At 43.7% G+C, this 18,073-nt stretch carries 20 protein-coding genes; 9 read left to right on the top strand and 11 right to left on the bottom strand.

Annotation, left to right across the window (positions count from 1 at the left end; all coding sequences use genetic code 11):
* Positions 1 to 95 precede the first annotated feature (95 nt).
* The 6 genes from OH459_RS01970 to OH459_RS01945 all read left to right on the top strand — a co-directional run bounded on the left by OH459_RS01970 (position 96) and on the right by OH459_RS01945 (position 3,927).
* Positions 96 to 647: a GNAT family N-acetyltransferase gene (locus tag OH459_RS01970; RefSeq protein WP_038898016.1), complete on the top strand. Its 552-nt coding sequence runs from the start codon at positions 96 to 98 to the stop codon at positions 645 to 647.
* Positions 648 to 674: 27 nt separating this feature from the next.
* The gene (locus tag OH459_RS01965) at positions 675 to 1,406 is read left to right on the top strand and encodes an SDR family oxidoreductase (RefSeq protein ID WP_269984925.1); all 732 of its coding nucleotides are present in this window, start codon (positions 675 to 677) and stop codon (positions 1,404 to 1,406) included.
* Positions 1,407 to 1,415: 9 nt separating this feature from the next.
* Positions 1,416 to 1,880, top strand: a complete 465-nt coding sequence (locus tag OH459_RS01960) for a GNAT family N-acetyltransferase (protein WP_009697287.1) — start codon at positions 1,416 to 1,418, stop codon at positions 1,878 to 1,880.
* A 446-nt stretch (positions 1,881 to 2,326) separates the two neighbouring features.
* Complete coding sequence (locus OH459_RS01955; RefSeq protein WP_005449534.1) at positions 2,327 to 2,797, top strand: HAD family hydrolase; 471 nt, start codon at positions 2,327 to 2,329, stop codon at positions 2,795 to 2,797.
* A 66-nt stretch (positions 2,798 to 2,863) separates the two neighbouring features.
* Positions 2,864 to 3,394: a GNAT family N-acetyltransferase gene (locus tag OH459_RS01950; RefSeq protein WP_005449536.1), complete on the top strand. Its 531-nt coding sequence runs from the start codon at positions 2,864 to 2,866 to the stop codon at positions 3,392 to 3,394.
* 83 nt (positions 3,395 to 3,477) lie between these two features.
* Positions 3,478 to 3,927, top strand: coding sequence for a GNAT family N-acetyltransferase (locus OH459_RS01945; RefSeq protein ID WP_252045540.1), 450 nt, complete (start codon positions 3,478 to 3,480; stop codon positions 3,925 to 3,927).
* Between the two features lie 16 nt (positions 3,928 to 3,943).
* Here OH459_RS01945 and OH459_RS01940 read toward each other — a convergent pair whose 3' ends face one another.
* Positions 3,944 to 4,603 (bottom strand): hypothetical protein, encoded by a 660-nt coding sequence (locus OH459_RS01940; RefSeq protein ID WP_009695877.1) that lies wholly within the window; start codon positions 4,601 to 4,603, stop codon positions 3,944 to 3,946.
* A 65-nt stretch (positions 4,604 to 4,668) separates the two neighbouring features.
* Positions 4,669 to 5,112 carry a c-type cytochrome gene (locus OH459_RS01935; RefSeq protein ID WP_005449549.1) on the bottom strand — a complete coding sequence of 148 codons (444 nt, stop codon included), beginning with the start codon at positions 5,110 to 5,112 and terminating at the stop codon, positions 4,669 to 4,671.
* A gap of 133 nt (positions 5,113 to 5,245) precedes the next feature.
* Between OH459_RS01935 and OH459_RS01930 the strand changes: the two genes are divergently transcribed.
* Positions 5,246 to 5,887, top strand: a complete 642-nt coding sequence (locus OH459_RS01930) for a cytochrome b/b6 domain-containing protein (protein WP_269984963.1) — start codon at positions 5,246 to 5,248, stop codon at positions 5,885 to 5,887.
* A 10-nt stretch (positions 5,888 to 5,897) separates the two neighbouring features.
* Positions 5,898 to 6,326 carry a MarR family winged helix-turn-helix transcriptional regulator gene (locus tag OH459_RS01925; RefSeq protein ID WP_009695880.1) on the top strand — a complete coding sequence of 143 codons (429 nt, stop codon included), beginning with the start codon at positions 5,898 to 5,900 and terminating at the stop codon, positions 6,324 to 6,326.
* Between the two features lie 95 nt (positions 6,327 to 6,421).
* Here the strand turns inward: OH459_RS01925 and OH459_RS01920 are convergent, their stop codons facing one another.
* The 4 genes from OH459_RS01920 to OH459_RS01905 all read right to left on the bottom strand — a co-directional run bounded on the left by OH459_RS01920 (position 6,422) and on the right by OH459_RS01905 (position 8,990).
* Complete coding sequence (locus tag OH459_RS01920; protein ID WP_017818234.1) at positions 6,422 to 6,949, bottom strand: hypothetical protein; 528 nt, start codon at positions 6,947 to 6,949, stop codon at positions 6,422 to 6,424.
* A 331-nt stretch (positions 6,950 to 7,280) separates the two neighbouring features.
* Positions 7,281 to 7,652 carry a c-type cytochrome gene (locus OH459_RS01915; RefSeq protein WP_050903296.1) on the bottom strand — a complete coding sequence of 124 codons (372 nt, stop codon included), beginning with the start codon at positions 7,650 to 7,652 and terminating at the stop codon, positions 7,281 to 7,283.
* Between the two features lie 71 nt (positions 7,653 to 7,723).
* Positions 7,724 to 8,011: a hypothetical protein gene (locus OH459_RS01910; protein WP_005449568.1), complete on the bottom strand. Its 288-nt coding sequence runs from the start codon at positions 8,009 to 8,011 to the stop codon at positions 7,724 to 7,726.
* Between the two features lie 61 nt (positions 8,012 to 8,072).
* Positions 8,073 to 8,990 carry a DMT family transporter gene (locus OH459_RS01905; protein ID WP_005449569.1) on the bottom strand — a complete coding sequence of 306 codons (918 nt, stop codon included), beginning with the start codon at positions 8,988 to 8,990 and terminating at the stop codon, positions 8,073 to 8,075.
* A gap of 110 nt (positions 8,991 to 9,100) precedes the next feature.
* On the opposite strand from OH459_RS01905, the gene OH459_RS01900 reads away from it, so the two are divergent.
* Positions 9,101 to 10,546, top strand: coding sequence for an aminotransferase-like domain-containing protein (locus OH459_RS01900; protein WP_269984912.1), 1,446 nt, complete (start codon positions 9,101 to 9,103; stop codon positions 10,544 to 10,546).
* A 314-nt stretch (positions 10,547 to 10,860) separates the two neighbouring features.
* Here OH459_RS01900 and OH459_RS01895 read toward each other — a convergent pair whose 3' ends face one another.
* The 5 genes from OH459_RS01895 to OH459_RS01875 form a co-directional block, all read right to left on the bottom strand.
* Positions 10,861 to 12,480 carry an endonuclease gene (locus OH459_RS01895; protein ID WP_005449571.1) on the bottom strand — a complete coding sequence of 540 codons (1,620 nt, stop codon included), beginning with the start codon at positions 12,478 to 12,480 and terminating at the stop codon, positions 10,861 to 10,863.
* A gap of 555 nt (positions 12,481 to 13,035) precedes the next feature.
* Entirely contained in the window at positions 13,036 to 14,658 is a 1,623-nt protein-coding gene (locus OH459_RS01890; protein WP_069217902.1) for an alpha-amylase family glycosyl hydrolase, read from the bottom strand.
* 86 nt (positions 14,659 to 14,744) lie between these two features.
* A complete protein-coding gene (locus tag OH459_RS01885) occupies positions 14,745 to 15,251 on the bottom strand; it encodes a hypothetical protein (protein WP_047514782.1) in 507 nt (168 codons plus the stop codon).
* A 328-nt stretch (positions 15,252 to 15,579) separates the two neighbouring features.
* Positions 15,580 to 16,389, bottom strand: a complete 810-nt coding sequence (locus tag OH459_RS01880; RefSeq protein ID WP_005449574.1) for a MalM family protein — start codon at positions 16,387 to 16,389, stop codon at positions 15,580 to 15,582.
* A gap of 100 nt (positions 16,390 to 16,489) precedes the next feature.
* Positions 16,490 to 17,773 carry a maltoporin gene (locus tag OH459_RS01875; protein ID WP_029788721.1) on the bottom strand — a complete coding sequence of 428 codons (1,284 nt, stop codon included), beginning with the start codon at positions 17,771 to 17,773 and terminating at the stop codon, positions 16,490 to 16,492.
* Positions 17,774 to 18,073: the final 300 nt, after the last annotated feature.

The raw sequence follows: 18,073 nt of genomic DNA, 5'->3' as shown, positions 1-18,073 counted from the left end.
ATTCCATTTTTTAAAAAAATCTTTCTTGACCAGACGTATTCGCCATAACGATAGATGTTGTTTATCAAAGCACTTTTGATATGTTTGTGTGAAATATGAAAACTCGATCACATGGAGGCGAATCGCACGTGCTATCTCAATCTATTTCTACCCCAAGAACCGAGCTAAAACCGCTCACTCAGGACAATTGGGATCTCTATCGACGTCTATCCAGTGATCCAGAAATCATTGCTCTTTGTTTTGATCCACCAACAGAAGCTGACATGAGACAGAAATTTGAATCGCGTCTGCCAATATGGACTCCCCAAAGTGAACATTGGTTATGTTTGGTGATTTATGAAAAGTGCAGCTCACAGCCAATCGGTATCACTGGCTTTGTACTGCAAAATGGGATTGCTGAGGTTGGGTATTTGTTGTTGCCAGAGTTTTACGGTAAACAATTTGGTACCGAATCTCTTGCGGGTGTAATTGATTGGGCATTTAACCAGCACAATATCTCTGAGTTTTCTGCCACCGTGACGGAAGGTAACATTGGCTCTGAGCGAGTACTGGAAAAGTGCGGATTTAAACTTACTGAAATCATCCCTGAAGCCTATGAAATCGGTGGGAAAAAGTACGCTGATAGGCTCTATTCATTACAAAAATAATATTAACTACAAAAACAAGGATATGTTATGCAGAAAGTAGTCATCATCACCGGAGCCAGCCGAGGCATTGGTGCAGCAACTGCTAAGCGATTGGCAGCACAAGGTTATTCTGTGTGCGTAAACTATCGTACGCAGACTGACGCTGCCACACAAGTTGTCAACGAAATAGAAGAAAATGGCGGTAACGCAATCGCTATTCAAGCGGATGTTTCCAATGAGCAGCAGGTACTCTCATTGTTTGAACAAACTGAACAAGCGCTTGGTAAAGTCACTCACCTCGTCAACAATGTTGGAATCTTATTCACTCAATCTCGCCTTGCCGACATGAGTCTTGAGCGCTTCCAAAGCGTGATGAATGCTAACGTCACTAGCTGCTTTCTCTGCTGTCGAGAAGCGGCGAAACGATTTGAATCTGGCAGTGCCATTGTTAATGTCTCCTCTGCCGCATCTCGCTCTGGTGCGCCGTTCGAATATATTGATTATGCAGCATCAAAAGGAGCAATGGACTCTCTCACTAAAGGGTTGTCTTTGGAATTGGCTGCGCAAAATATTCGCGTTAATGGTGTTCGCCCCGGCTGTATCTACACTGACATCCATGCCGACGGCGGAGAACCCAATCGTGTCGACAGACTCAGCGAAAAAATCCCTCTCAAACGAGGTGGCACTGTGGACGAAGTTGCCAATGCCATTGCTTGGTTACTGAGTGATGAAGCCTCGTATGTCACTGGCTCCTTTATCGATCTTGCTGGCGGAAATTAAGGAACAATCATGGAAATAAGACGAGCTACACCCAAAGATCTTGATGCACTATTTACGTTAAACAAACAGATCAGTGAACTTCACCATCTCAATGCTCCTGAAGCCTTTGTTGCCCCCTCGGAGCAAGACAAACAATTTCTTGCCAATGCTCTGGAAGATAAGGAACGTTTAATTCTAATTGCTGAACAAAACCAACAAGCGATCGGCTTTGTGACCGCAAGCATTACGCAGAATGAAACCATTAGTTTTCTGATCAAAGACCCAATCTGCCGTATCGGAACCATAGTTGTGGATGAAAATCAGAAATCAAAGGGAGTGGGAAGTCTACTCATGAATCAAGTAGAACAATGGGCCATTGAGTCAGGAGCCGTTCAAATTAGGCTGGAAGTAATGGAGTTTAACCAAGCTGCTCAGCAGTTTTATGACAAACTCAACTTTACGACGAGCTCGCGCATCATGTTGAAATGTTTGTAACGATCACGGCATTTAAGCGAAATTTACTATTAAAGCTAACCTGAATCGCAATTCTTTCTGGCACCTTCCTCCCCCTTTTTGAAAAGACGATATGATGTACGGATATACCCAAGTGACTTCAAGATGCGGGATTCAGAGCGTTGTCATTGATTCGAGAGCAAGGAAAATAACGCAGTGTAATAGCCAGCTATTTTCAAGTTGTTTGACGCAGCCATTGGTTTAATTAAAAAAGCGAGTCAATGACACGCTCCCGAAGGGCACTCTTTACAAATAGTAAGGTTACAAATAGTAAGTTTACAAATAGTAAGGGCCTTGGCTTGTATACTTTGTTGCCGATTCTTGATTTAGAGTGACTAGATCTTTAAATCGCCTACGCGTCTACAAACCGAGTCATTCTCGCTGAACCAAGCATCTCGAGGTTACTTGGGTATAATGGAGATTCGAACATGATTTATCTTTTCGATTGGGGGAACACCTTAATGGTAGATTTCCCTCACGCACAAGGAAAAATGTGCGATTGGGAACACGTCGAGACCATGCCTCTCGCCAGAGAAACGCTAGAAAAACTGTCACAGCAGCATAGCGTTTATATCGCTACCAGTGCATCAGACTCCGCAATGGAGGACGTGCAAAAGGCATTTCAGCGAGTCGGACTGGACCAATACATCAGTGGTTACTTTTGTTTTGCCAATCTTGGTATTGCGAAAAATCAACCTAGCTTCTATCTCGCGGTCGCTGAGCAATTAAACGTAGTACCCAGCCAGCTCACTATGGTGGGAGACTTACCAGAAAAAGACATTTATCCCGCAATGGATGCAGGGCTAAACGTCATTTGGTTCAATCCTAAAAACCTTCCTATTCCAAGTAAGCCTATTCCGTCTCAAGTGCATTGTTTATCGGAGCTGATACTAGGCTAACCAACAAGGCTTTACTGGAACTCTCGTTTAACCAACTACACTTAATGCACTAATCAAGGAAGATGAATGCAGATCAGACCGATTACTCTCAACGATATCGACCATTTTATTGCGCTCTGGAACCGTGTATATGAAGAAGGCGAGTATTTACGATCTCCTGCGCCTGACCGAACAATGTTGAGTGATGTGATCACCCGAGTAGAAAAAGAATCCATCCCTCAGTTTGTCGCCTTTGATGGGAGGCAATTAGTGGGAAGTATTGAGATCTTCCCTGCCGAAATGTGCGGTTATGAAGGTGGAGAGTTTGCGAAAACTGGTATTCTTGGCATTCACATTGATCGTCATTATCGCAACCAAGGACTAGGAACAAAACTTCTAGCAACCGCCATTCAAAGTGGTTGGAAGTATGGTTATGATACCATTGTTCTCAATGTTTATAAGACCAACCAAGCAGCGATTGCTTTGTATGAACAATTTGGCTTCGAACATGGTGGTGAGCTAGGAGAAGTGTTACTACCCAATGGCAAATATCTGATGAGTCAAAAAATGGTGTTAAAGCAAGACGAAATGAACGCTAGCAGCAAAAGCCATTCTTGATAAGCTAAGAATCCAAGGCTACTTGGGTGCAAAGCCGACCTTTCGATATACTCGCTCGCCCAACGACTTAACACGTAATTGTGATGATTGAATTTAAACCTTTACCACCAAACCAAGTTCCAATGACTTTGCTGCTAGAGGCAGACCCTAATCAAGACAACATTGAGCGATATCTTGATACATCCATTGGCTTCGCCGCTATTGAAGACAATCAAATTGTTGGTGCATGTGTGATATTACCTCATTCGAAAACACAAGCTGAAATCATGAACGTTTCAGTCGCGCCAATACATCAACAACGTGGCATTGGTTCAAATCTATTGCGTTTTGCAATTGAAGCCATGAAAAGTCAATCATTTCAAAAACTGATATTGGGAACGGGTACCTTTGGTTATCAACTGACGTATTATCAGCGATTAGGTTTTAGGGTAGAGAGCGTGGACAAAAATCATTTCTTACTCCACTACCCAGAACCAATTTGGGAAAACGGCATTCAACATAAAGATATGCTACGCCTGTATCTTGAGCTTTGAATAAAGAGACTTTCGGTTAACTTTTCATATCTAACTTTTTACCCAAGTATTCAATTTCAAATGTCGCATAGCCAAGCTGAACCGCTTCAAAAGAGTACATTAGGTTTTGTGCCTGCTGCGCATCCTTGGCTAACACAGCGACTGAATAGATTGGACGCTCAATGCCATTGTCGAGTACTTGGGTATTGATATAAGACGAAGTGATTAAACCAGAGTTGTTCAGATTGATAACACGCTGTAAATCGACACCCAATACGCGGTCCATTTCTAAAGCCTCAACCCCCTCTTTCCAACGCAATGTCACACTGTAGTTATCACTCTCAGGCGTGTTATCTAACCATTTAGCACCCAAAGGTTGGATACTCGCGATCTTCACCAAATCTTGTTGGTACATGGGTAAGTCTTGCAGTTTTGCTTGTACTTCCGCTTCGTTTTCTGCTGATAAAACAAAACGCAGAATTTGTACCACTTTACCATCAATACTGCTTGGTAAAACGAACATGTCTTTCACATCACCTTGCTCGATAAGTTGACTAAATTCGGCTTTCTGTTTTGGTAATGTCTGTAAAACCTGCTCTACATCGTTAGTATTCCAGGCTAGTTCAACGCCATAATCAGCAGCAAAACTTGAGAAAGACGCAACAGCAAGTGTGCTCAATAGGATGATTCTGTTCATAAGGTTACCTTTCATTTTACGATTTTCTTATCTGCTTCAAGTTAAATTCAATGTGGTTGACTCTATTACCAGCGGCTACGATATGCGCGATGGCAACTACGACAAGTACTCTGGGCTTGTTTGAGTCCAGCCTCGGCTGCTGAAACTTGTTGATCTTGCGCTGCTTGATACAGTTGAACGAACCCTTCATCCATTTGCACCATCAAACGATTGAAGTTCTCTGGCTTGCTCCACACTTCTTTTTTCGCTTTGCTATCAGCTTGGCTACCTTGTGGAAACGCTTGTAGCAAATGTTCGCTATGACGAGAGAGTTCATTGCCGATCTGCGCTAAAGCTTGCCAATCGGTATTGCTGCCATTCAGAGTCTTGTCCGCTTGCTTCGATAGAGATTCAATTTGCTCAAACGCATTCTGGCGCATGTCGATTTGAGAGCTGAAGTCTTGAGCAAAAAGCGTTGTTGGTACAAAAATGGTCGGTAAAAGTGCAATCAGTGCCAGTGTCTTTTTCATGTCTTTCTCCTAATCGTTCTTCATTGTTGGGTTGTTGGATTTAAATTTACACAACAATCATTGCGTACGCAACTATTGTTGTGTAAATTACCGTAAAGAAGATCATCACACAACAAAACGATCGAGGTAAATGATGAAGATTTGGGACTTAGCAACAAGGCTCTACCACTGGAGTCAAGTTTTACTTTTTATAGCATTGATGGCATCTGGGCTGTCTGGTAACGGTCCTCATATCCAACTTGGATTGGCATTATTCACACTGCTAGTATGGCGAATGGTATGGGGATTCATCGGCAGTGAGACTAACCTATTTCGTCAGTTTCTCCGCTCCCCGGAAGACATCATTTCTTATTTAAAGGGAAAATCGGCAGCCACTGCTGGTCACAACCCTGCTGGCGGCTGGATGGTAGTAACCATGCTGACAGCACTCTTGCTTCAATGTATTTCTGGAATGGCTCTTGGTGGCGTATTCGACACATGGCCTTATTCGGAAGTTTGGCTTAACGATGACGTATTCGCTGGCATGGAGTGGCTACATTTAACCTTGGTCGATCTTTTACCAATATTGATCGCTTTACATATTGGCGCGATCCTTCTTTATAAATTAAAAGGCAAACCATTAGTGAAAGCCATGATCACTGGTAAGCAGACCAAAACAATCAAAGAAACCTCTGTTGCTGAGCAAAAAATTGTCTATCTCGCACCGCAAAGCCGCGCGTTGGGGGTGCTAGTTGCCGCAACATTGGTTACCATGACAATCGTTGCTTTATCATAAGAGAAAGAAAATGAGCGAACAGTTTGATAGACAAGACAGTTTTGGTTGGATGATCAACGTGGTTGCACACGATGCGGCAAAGCGATTTGAGATCGAACTCAAGAAGCATGGTCTCACAGTAGCGCTTTGGCCAACCATGATGTGTTTATGGGAAGAAGAAGGCGTAACACAGCGCGATATTGCGGCGAAATCTAAGGTAGAAAACTCAACCACGACTCGCACTTTGGACAAGCTTGAGAAGCTTGGTTTAGTGGAACGCCACCCTGATCCAAATAGCCGCCGATCATTCCGAATTTACCTCACGGAAGAAGGGCGAAACCTCAAAGAAACCTTGCTGCCAATTCCGTTGAACGTCAATAAAGCACTAATGAGCCCGTTAGAGCCGGCTGAACAGAAAGAGATGTTACGCCTACTAAAAAAGTTGGTCGCAGAGATTTAGCGCTTCGCTGAGTTTTCCAACCCAAGAATAAACAAAGCCCTAAGTTCTGAACTTGGGGCTTTGTGTTTTTAGGTGAACGCCAAGTTTGCCCGTACCTAACACCCTTCAGTAACATGCCCTCTTACCACTGAGCGATTTGATGCTTGATTAACGTAATAGAAATAACACGCCTCACTTTCCAAGGTATAGCCCTGCGGCCAGATGTACACCACACGATCTAGACCAGAGTGATCAATAAATTGGTATTTTGGGATCTCAACAAAGTGTGTACTGTTAGGAAATTGATTGCCCATAATACAAAAATCGCTGCCATGGCACGGCTTATCGATGGGTGAATTGCCCTTGGCGGGTAATCCTATTTCCAATAAAGCACGGATACTGTTCGCACTTGCTTCCGGCATGCCACTGAGCATCTTCACTTGATGGTCAACATAAGTGATTTGTTGACTATCCTGTGCATCATCAATAACAACTTTGGCATGAAAAAACTTAAGAGATGTCCCCAGAGAGGACTGTGAACTGTGCAGCATAGACGCGTATGCTTGGCGGTGGATATCGAGCAAGACAGGTAAAGCTGCGAGAGCAATGGACCCCAATGTTGCGAGCACAATGGTGATTTCCATCAACGTAAATCCTTTTGCTTTCACTTCTTATCTCTCGGCATACAGACAAATGATAGTTACCCAAGTAGCCTCTTGATGTTTGATTCAGCGAAATGGCCGAGGGTAAAGGTCGTCGCTCCCACTTCCATGTGAGAACCGAGCCAATATATCGCTGAAATTACGCAGAGAAACGCACTAACTGAGAGAAAAACCGAACCAATTAAGAACTTGAGACCAGCCACTAAGTTGTGCTGAAACATACTCAGCAATTAGCTAAAAAACTCGACTAAATTCAAACTACTACGGCACAAACGATCAGGTTAAGTATTTGTTTCTAAAATAAGAATCTTATTTAGTTAATACTTTTGATGTATTCAAATATGTCATTGACTTCGTTTTCACTCAGCACAGTTTTGAATGGTGGCATTGCACCGCCCTGCCCATTACCACCTTCCAAGACAGAACCAATCAGCTCCACTTTCGTCCCAAACGGGTTTAAGAGCTCGGCAGATATATTATCGGGTTTAATGTCCATGGCTTTGGCAACAAGACCATCTCCATGCCCTTTATCACCATGACAAGAGACACAATAAGACTCAAAACGCTGCTTTCCTGCGACTAGGTCCGCCTCGCCGTATTGGTTATCGGTAAACCATTTATAGCCTGCAAATCCAAAGCTGGATACAAGCAATAAGAAAACAACAGAGAAAAAGAATTTACGCATGGGTGCCCCTTGTCTTCATTTGCTAAATCAATGAAGACAAGGTAACGAAGGGGATGTCGAAAAAGTGTTGATTAAGCGTTCAACAAAGGGACGTTATTACGTACTAGACCTCGACGCACGCTGGTGCACATTTTGCCAAAGCGACGAATTTCATCAAATTGAGGAGTGATACCGCGTTCCATCGCCGATTCCCAATAACTCAATTCTGAATCGACCATCTCCAACAGTTTTTTAGGACAACCAATGCATTGTCCTTCAGGACCACAAACAAACGTCTCTGGTTCATAAATCGGCAGTTCAGCTTTTACTTGTGCAATGATATCGCGCATTGCGGTCATTCGATCTGGCTTGACGGTCATTACCCGGCTCCACACAATATTGAGAGCCGGATTGTACTCTCTGGCACGCAAATGTCCCTACCTAATTTAGGTATATTTTACGTTTTTGCTTTGCAAACTTTGATTTAAGCGTTGGAAATTCAGGCTTTTTCGCCACCAAATATACTGCGGTCGCTGCCAACACAAAGCCAATAATACCCATCCAATCAAATGACTCACCGAACGCAAACCAAGCTTGAAGCGCCGTGGTTGGAGGCACAAGGTAAAACACAGAAGCAACGCTTGATGCCGCACCATTCTTGACCATGTACAGCAACAATAAAATTGCTACGCAAGACAGAACAACCACTAACCAAATCAAGGTGAAAATAAACTCCGCTGTCCATTGCACCTGCATGGTTTCAAACTGCATTGCAACAGGTAGAAACATCACCAATGCCGCCAAATATTGCACCGTTGCGCCTCCCACCATGTCCACTTGTTGACAGTATTTCTTTTGATACAACGTGCCGACGGTAATACCAAACAGAGATGACAAACACACACCAATCGCTAAAGTTTTGTGCAAATCCGACTGCCACTCCATCTTACCCATCAGCACCATCGCAATGCCGACAAAGCCCAATGACAAACCAATCCATTGTGATGGCTTAAATTGCTCAGAAGCGAACACTACCAGCAGCACGGCCGTTAAAATGGGCTGTATACCTACCAATAACGAACTTAGTCCTGCTGGCATACCCAAACTAATGGCAAAGTACGTCCCACCTAAATAAAAACCGTGGATCAATACACCAACCACGCAGCTGTGCCAAAAGTCCTTGCCCGTTGGAATACGACGACGCAGCAAGACCACTATCACTAGGAACAGCAAAACATTAAACGCCATGCGAATCGACAATAAGGTTGCTGGTTCAGCGTATTGCAAACCAAAGCGTGCGCCGACAAACCCAGAAGCCCAAAGGATAACGAATACAAAAGGAATGGCTCTGATTAACATGATGCGCCCTCACTCTACCTATTTTTAAATTTTGAATGTTTTTCAATCTCGAATGTTGCTAATGTAGTTAGGTACAGTGTTTTCAAAAAGTGACAGATGGAAGTGTTTTTATGGGTACAGATTTAATCAGTACGCTTGATGCGAATAAGTACTTGATCGTCGAGCATCACCTCAAACAAGCGATCAGTAATGGGGTCTATCAACCGGACGATAAGTTACCTTCCATCCGTCAATTAAGCACCGAGCTTAAAGTAAGTAAAAACACGGTGATCCGTGCCTACCAAGAGCTGGAAGCGCAAAGCATGGTTTATTCTGTGCCCAAATCCGGTTATCGCGTAAAACCCACGGAACAAAGTGAAGCCAAGATCGCCAAGCCTACGCGTGTGGATTTACTTTCCGTGTGTAAGCAAATCCTCACTTACCCTGAGTATCAAGAGCGGCTTCCGACTGGTTCTGCACACCCAAATATTGATGCCCCAGCAATCAAAAGTCTGTATGCCGAAATTGGTCGCCATAGTCGCCATAGTCGCCAGCAAAGCCATATATCCAGCCATTATCAATTGCCACCAGGCGATGATTTGTTGATCAAACAGTTGGCTAAGATCACTCAAGATCTGGGAACCCCTGCGAATGTTGACGATCTTCTGGTAACCCATGGTGCCCAACAAGCAATCAGCCTTGCATTAAGAGCAACAACACAAACCGGAGATATTGTCGCTGTCGAATCACCGTGCTATTTCGGTAACTTATTAATGCTTGAATCGCTTGGTTTACAAGTGGTTGAGATCCCAAGCTGCCCCCGAGATGGTATGGACCCAGACGCACTAGAAAAAGCAATGGCAACATGGGAGATCAAAGTCATTGTCGTCACACCGAACTTTACCAATCCAACCGGCTCTCTGATGCCGCTTGAAAGACGAAAGCAGCTACTCGCGGTCTCTGGAGACGTTCCCATCATTGAAGATGATGTATTTGGTGCGTTGAGCTTCGATAAGACTTTGCCAAGCCTACGAAAGTTGGATGAAAAACAACGAGTGATCTATGTGAATTCTTTATCGAAAACGCTCGATTCACGGCTTCGCATTGGTTGGATGCTGGCAGGGCGTTATCGCGCTCAGGTCGAGCAGTATTTATTGTGTGAAAACATGGGCAGCTTGAACTTGATGCAATCAGCGGTAGCGACCTTTTTGACGTCGGGGAAATATCGCACGCATACGGCGCGAATGTGTCGCGTGTACCAAGCAAACGTCCGTCGATATTTGCAAATGCTAAATCAATGTTTAGACGTGCACTTTGAATTAAAAAATAATTATCAAATCAATGCAGTACAAGGCTCATTCTTACTTTGGTTACGCTTACCACCAAAAACTGACAGCTACGCGCTCTATCAAGCCTGTAATGAACACAAGATCAGTATTCTACCCGGCTCTGTATTTGGCACGCAGGGGCAGTACCAAAACTGTATCCGCCTCAGTGTGGCGAACTTCGGAGCTGAAAAAAACTGGCAGCCAGCTATGGAAACCCTCGCCAAGCTCATCGCGAAGTTTGCACAATAAAAACAAAGCCGCCCAAGTGGACGGCTTTATTAGGGTCTGTTGACGAGATTAGGGTCTGTTGACCTTTCGTGGTGATTTTTGCAGCAGTTTATAGGTGTTTTATGCAAGGCAGAGGCTTTGATATGTAGTTATTCTACCTGATAAGCCGATAACGCAGTAGAAAGCACCTACAAACGCTACCCAAAGGGTTCGGCTAAAAGCGTTTTACTCTTTGTTGAGTCAATTTTACTTAGAACCACTAGGCTTCAATCGACTCGCCGCGATTAAAACGCTTTTATCTCGAACAAAATTTAACCACGAAAGATAAACAGACCCTAGTTACCCCAAACCATTTCGACAAATTCCGGATGATCGATGTACGGGTTACGGTTACCCTGGAAATCAAATACCTGTTGGTTACGATTGATTTCTTTCGCGCTCACCGGATCGTTTTTGTGCCAACGCTTAAGCATGTTAAGCATCCATGGTTCAAATACCGTCGTGCTTGTGCCATTGAGTACAGCGTCTGAACTGCTTGAGTTCTTTTCCCAATTACCAATCACGTTTTCGTATCGTGTTGCCATGTAGAAGTAAGCACGAGCGAAGTCACCTTTAAACTCATCAATTGGCTCAAATACTGTGCCTGAGTAGCCCAAAGATGCGCTGGCTGAACCTAATTTTGAGCCATTATTAGAAACATAAGTGCTGCTACCCACCTCGCCAAATGGCCAGTTGCTACGCTTAGCATTCACATAACCATCGGTCGCAAACAAATGGTGACCGTCTGAGTTCATTGGTTCAACTTTGCCACCAAACCAGCTTTTCGGGAATGAGTGTTCGCGGTTATAGCAATCCCCTTCAGCTTTGTATTGACCACACTGATCTGTCACTTTGGTAAAGCTGACAGCATCATTACCCAATGGTTTTTCTGAGTACATGTCTAGGATTGTGCCGTCTTTTTCATAGTAGTTGTCCAGATCGGCATCTTTCACCAATGTCCAAATCGCAGAGTAGCCACGACCAGTGTGGTTATTGATGATATTGAACAACGCCGTTTTCAATGCAAAACCTGTTTTGCCTTCCGCCGCTTTGTAATATTCCCCGACGACCGGTGGTGTAGTTGTTTCACCAAGCGTGAAACTAGTGGTTTGCGTTTTAGTAAATTCACCACCTGAAGCAAGCGTTTTTTGACCAAGCATCAAAGCGTACGAGCCGTTACCGCTGCTGCAACAAATGCCGTCACCGTAGCTATCATTGATGGTAAATTGATAGTCACCATCGGTCAAGCACATGGTCTTTTCATAGGTTTTAGAAGAGTCGAAACCTTGACCAGAGAAGAGTACTTTTGATTGACTGTCCTTCAGTTCCCAGCTGGTTTCTGAGCCGTAACTATCAGTCGTCAAAGTCAGTCGGATTTCATTATCATTGCAGCTTTCAACCGGAGGCTGAGTACCTCCACCGCTTTGGTTAGGTAGGAAGTTATCGACATACACTACTTCAGAGCCATCAAAGCCCGATTCATCATAGAATCTCAGACCAACGTTAATGGTTTTATTTGATGATGCGGTATAACTGTGTGTGAGCTGTTGCCATTGATTGGTTTGCTTAGGGTTTGAATAACCATGGTACCCATCAACAATCAGACGCGCTTTAACATTGCCTTCAGTGTGATAAACAGACACTGCGAATGGATAGGTTTTCCCTTGCTCCACATTAATGGTTTGCAGAAAGTCCGTGTTGCTTTGGGTACCCGTATTCACGACTACTTGCGCCGCTAAACCACCGGACTGCACTTGGTTACTAGTAGGAGATACCGCAATACCAGAGTCAATCACAGCCCATTGTGTTGGCGTATTGCCATTCCACTGTTCGAAGTCACCGTTGATGACGTCACTGTAGGCGAATGGAGAGCAAAGCAAAGGTAGGATAAAGAGGGGTTTCGCTATGGATTTCATTATAATTTTCCATTGGTTATATAAATCCAAGAAAAGATAAACATAATGATCACATATAAATAAGCGTTAACTCACAATTTTACGTTGCACGAATGTGAATATTCTCATTATCGTGCAGAGCATCTCACAAATTGCGTACTGTTTCTCGATTTGGATAGCATCGTTTGTTCGATATAAAACAGTAAGATAGAACATGCGTATAGAGATAGAGATAGGAATCGAAACAACAGAACTTGTCATACCCAATTAACTTCAAGATACAGGATTCAGAGCGTTGTCATGGATTTCCTGTTTCCCCGAAGGGTACTCTTTGCAAACAGTAAGACCTTGTCCTGTAGACTTTACTGTCGGCTCTTGATTTAGAAGAACTAAACCTTTAAATCGCCGCCACGTCTACAAAACTAAATCACTCTCGCTGAGCCAAGCATCTCGGAATTAGCTGGGTATATGATTTCTAAAACCTACAAAAAAAGCCAAGTGAGTCTCTATGGGGGTAGAAGACTGCACTTGGCTTTGGATAGAAATAAAATACTAATGAGCAAGTAGCCTTAGATGCTATTGCACACTCGGCGTTACTTTAAAGAATCGCCCTTGTAGTGCGGACATTGGGATCTGGTATTGCCCATTACTTGGTGTGATTGTTTGGTTCGTTAGCAAATCCACCAGCGCTTGAGAGCTACCCACTTGCGCCTCGGTCAAAATAACGTTTCGAGCGCTTTCTAATGTATTAAGCGCAAACAACACCTGATCACTGCCAGACTTTTTCAGATCGACATAACTACCATTGCTCGCCGCTAAGTTAACGCGAGAACCTTGATACAGGGCTGGATGAGCTGCACGCATCGCCATCAAAGATTTAACGTAATTTTTTAGGTCAACTTGATTTGCATCCAAGGTTGCTGTCACACCCTCAATCTTAGCGCTGCTGCGGGCGACATGGTCATCGCACACGCCTCGCACGGCGCAGGTGTTATTGTCTTCTTTCGCAGCAAACCCATCAACTTGATCGCCAATTTCGTCGCCGTAGTAGAGCGTAATTGGTCCGGTATAAGCCGCTTGGAAAGCAAACGCAGCCTTATGACGTTGCCAATACTCGGCGTCATTAATATCAGCCATACCGCCGCGTTGAAGTAAGTCACCAAAACGAACTAAATCGTGGTTGCCAATCATTAAGTTTGGCTGCGCATGGGATGGATACTGATTGTGCGTTTGGTAGCCATTATCCAACCAATCAACACCTCGCCCACCCACGCCACTTTCATTTACCGCTAACGTTTCTACGATGCGGTAACGCATTGGGAAGTCGAACGCCGAGCACAACGCGGGATCATCCGCAGACCCATACGCTTCACTTGCGATATCAGATTCGCCCTTCCAAATCTCTGCAACCATATAGCCAAGAGGGTTAACGTCTTTGCCATCAGCATTTGTGTAAGTCACACTTTGCGAAGCATCATCGACGGCTTTGCGGATCTGTGTCCATGCATCCGTTGGTACTTGATACGCCTGATCCAAACGCCAGCCGTCGATCTTCAGCTCTTTCACCCAATAGGTCGCCACTTCTTTGTAGAAGTCTAAGCTGGCAGGATAATCAACAGGATTACTACCACCAGTAGGCAGCAAGCCAGACGGAGAAGGTTTGATCAATCCATCTTTGTGGTGACCGAATACGCCATCAAAAAAGACATACAAACCACGCTTGTGTGCCTCATTAACTAAGGTTCTTGCCGTTTCTAAATCGCCAAAGCGAGGATCAATCTTAAAATAATCCGTAGCAAAATAACCCGTTGCATCCAAGCGATCTGCCCAGTGATCTTGTCCCGCAATCGCTTGAGACTCAAAAACTGGCGTCAACCAAATCGCATTCATGCCTAAGTCTTGGATATAATCTAGGGAATCAATGATGCCTTGTAAGTCGCCATTGTGATGACTGGTACCATATCCGGTCCCATGACCTATGTTTGAATCACCATCGACAAAGCTCTCAACCATGATCTGATACGTGCGAAGCTGATTACTCTGCTCCATCACATTCGCTTGGCAGGCATAACTCGAATCTGGAAGTGGTGTACTGCCACTATCACTGCTACCAGAGGAATTACATGCCGATAAAACACCGACAACACTCAACGCAATAAGCGATTTACCAAGCAGTTTATTATATCGGATATTGTGCATTAAACTCTCCCAAATAAAATTAACCCCGACACGTTCTCCATGTAGGGGTTAATAAAAAAAGCAAATCTAAATAACGAAATGGAATATTATTGGCACTTATTAACCATTACATGAAGTGGTTTGCCTTCGCCTTCAAATTGAAGACTCCAAACATATTTACCATCTTCTTTAATTTCAACCGCTGTATCCGTTCCGTAGCCACCGAAAGTCAGTGGTGTTAATTCACCCACGTTCATTCGATTGCCTTTCGCAGTAAATTGTGGGAACCACAACTCTGTCGCGTACTGCATTTTGTAAGAGCCTACTTTTTCTTGCGTCACAACTTGGTAGAAGTTGTTACCTTTATAAGTGTATTGGCGTTGAGGTACATGCTTCCAATCTGAATCAGCAAACGTACCAACAACAAACAGTGGCTTAGAAATTGGACCTTTCGCCGTACTATCTGGGTTATCACAAGCCGCCATAAAAGCGACGACTTCATCTTGAGATAGATTAACAATAGGCTCAGCCACCGCTTCTGGTTCTGCCGTTGATTGACAACCAGCAAGAGCAACAAGTAAGGCAGCAGCAAGTGATGTTTTCATCATGTTCATTTTCACGTTAATTCCTTTTTAATATTCCAAAGTAAATAAAAACTCACCAAGTTGGTAAAAGTTTAATATTTAAAAAGAACAAAATATCGAACCACCGATAAAGAATATTATTCTATATCTTGCTGAGCCAGATTACTTTGATAGGTTTAATTATTTCCTAATCGATGACGAGTAAGGTTAGGAACACAATTTAATTATTGATCTGTTAAATATAAAAAACAAAGTAAAACAAATAAATTTGTGAATAAGCTAACTATATGTAGGGGTGAGTTTTAAACACTCAAATAGAGTAATAAAAAAGGTCAGCATATCGCTGACCTTTTTTAAATTATTTTGTATTTACTGCTTTCACAAATACTTCTTGTGCACCTTCGATGCCCAATTCTTTCGCTTCATCAAGCAGTGTTAGTGCTTTCGGAATATCATTAGCCGCGACCGCTGCTTTAATCGAGCTGTGGTAGTAGCTGGTTAAATCCGTACCTTGTGGGATATTGTCGTTTTTCGCGACAATTTTAGTATTCACGATATCGTTCGCGGATACTGAGAAGCGGAACTGACCAAGTGGGCTGTGTTTCGCTTGAGGATCTGCAATATCTGGCGGCTGAGTGTGATTTGCCAGTGCGAAGGCTTTTGCAGGGTGAAGAACTTCTGAACTTCCTTTTAGATCATCGGAAGTGGTGTAAACCAACACATGCAAATCGTTACCTGTCATGTCTGGAATTACATTCATTTCAAGTACGAACTTATCGTTATCCAGTAGTTTTGCTGGCACGTACTCAAACTTTGAAAAATCTGCTTGGTAAATAGGTTCACCCGCCGCATTCATTACAACGACGTTTGGTGCATAGAACTCTAGGTTCTTGTTTACGAATGTCTCTAGTTTGATATCGAGACTGCCGCGATTACCCGGTAGAGCGAACGCTGCAATTGCGCCTGCGCTATTACCATCTAATAGCATTTGGCTTTTATCAGTCAAAGCGAACTCAGTAACCGCAGGTACATCAATTGGTACCCATTGAATATCACCCGACTGCGTGATCACTTGTTGCTGACCTTTCGGGCTCATGTCTACTTGTTCTACAGAAGAACAACCCGTAGCCAACATTCCCAACAGCACGGGAGCAAGCCATTTTTTCATTACCGTCTACCTCGACTCGTTATTGTTTTTGAAATAAATACAGCCAGATAGGTTCTGGCTGTATCATTCTAGGACAATTTAGGACTTAATGGTTAGATGATTACCACCAAGCTTCCGCTTGTACACCAAACTGGAATGTATCGTCAGCTTGTTTGTTATCAAAGAACTTATCTGTGCTGTTAATTTCTTGCTCACCAGTTAGGTAAGAAGCGTATAGGCGGATTTCAGGACGAGCCCAGAAGCTAGAGCCAGCAGACCATGCTTGAGCAACTGTGAACTTACCGAAAGAATCCTCTTTACCGTCTTGCTTGTCGATTGCATAACCCGCTTCAAAGATAGTTTTGTGGTTATCGTCCCATTTGTACATAGGACGGATTACAGCAGAAAAACCTTCACGTTTGTTCATGCCATCCCACATGTCTTCACCAACACCGTATACTAACTGGTGACCCATTTCCCAGCTGTCACCCATGCCGATTACACCCCAGTTGATTAGGCGGTAACCAGATGCGCCATCTTTCGCTTCTGCACCGTACCAGCTACCATCACCGTAAAACGCCATTGTTTTAGAGTAACCTTCAGTACCGTACTGAACTACAGTTTTGTTGAAGCCTGAATCTAGACCTTGAGTCAATTCAGCTGTGAACATTACGCCATCTTTCGCATCTTTAGTGCTGTTTGGCGCAGCGTCAGTTTCGTTAACTAGTGCGTAGTTAAGACCTAGCTCTAGGGAAGCATTGTTCCATAGTTGAAGGCCTGCGTAACGTGCATCAAGTGTGTTTACGTTTCCAGCTTTACCATCATTGCCAGGATCAGAGATGTCACTACGGTCGTTACGTACCCATGCTAGAGATAGTTTACCTGGACCCGCTTCGATGTTTTCGATACCAGCACCGGCACCAGAAATGTTCCAGTAGTAGAAGTCAGAGATATGGATATCGTGACGTTGGTAGTAACGTTTACCAGCCCATAGCGTTGCTTCTGGAGCGAAGTCTAGAACGCCTTTAGCTTGAACGTTGAACTGACGTAGAGCAAATTGTGCATCGTCAACACACTCTACTTTGTCGCCCTTAGCATTTAGACCACAGTTAGCCGAAGTGCTTTCCCAGTCGTTTGAACCGTTAGAAGTCATTGCGAACATTGAGTCAACGTAGAACGTTTTACCGTTGTTGTTGTAAACTTCTTTACCTAGTTGAACTTCACCGTATACATCGCCTTCGTTACCTAGACGACCGATTTTGTTCTTCTCAAATGTTACTTGTTGGCCACCATCAGCGCTCACACCAACACCAGCACGCATGTAACCGTGGAAATCCACTGCGAAAGCAGAACCAGCAGCTAAAGTTGCAGCAACAGCAGCAGCAATTACACTTACTTTTTTCATTCTTAACTCCATTAAGGGTATTTATAATTCTGTCTTCCCTGCTCACTCTTTTAGGTGAATATAGGCAGTAAAAATGCACCTAAAGAAAGAGAGGTAAGATGGGAACAAGTCCCCGTTTGTTTCAACAGTCTTAAGATTACCCAAGGCGTACAAGGATGACGTCCTCCACCCCAAACTAATTTAGGGGGGATGAGAAAGGATGAGAAAAATTACCGAATGGTGTTTTTTCGAGTCAGATCACCAATCTAGGGAGGAATTAGTAAGTTTCTTCGGTTTATAGTGGCTACAAAGTGATAGCCA

Origin of the sequence: Vibrio sp. MM46, assembly GCF_027587135.1 — a bacterium.
Lineage (GTDB): Bacteria > Pseudomonadota > Gammaproteobacteria > Enterobacterales > Vibrionaceae > Vibrio > Vibrio harveyi.
Note: the sequence above shows the minus strand (reverse complement) of the source record. Positions and strands in the feature narration are given on the sequence as shown.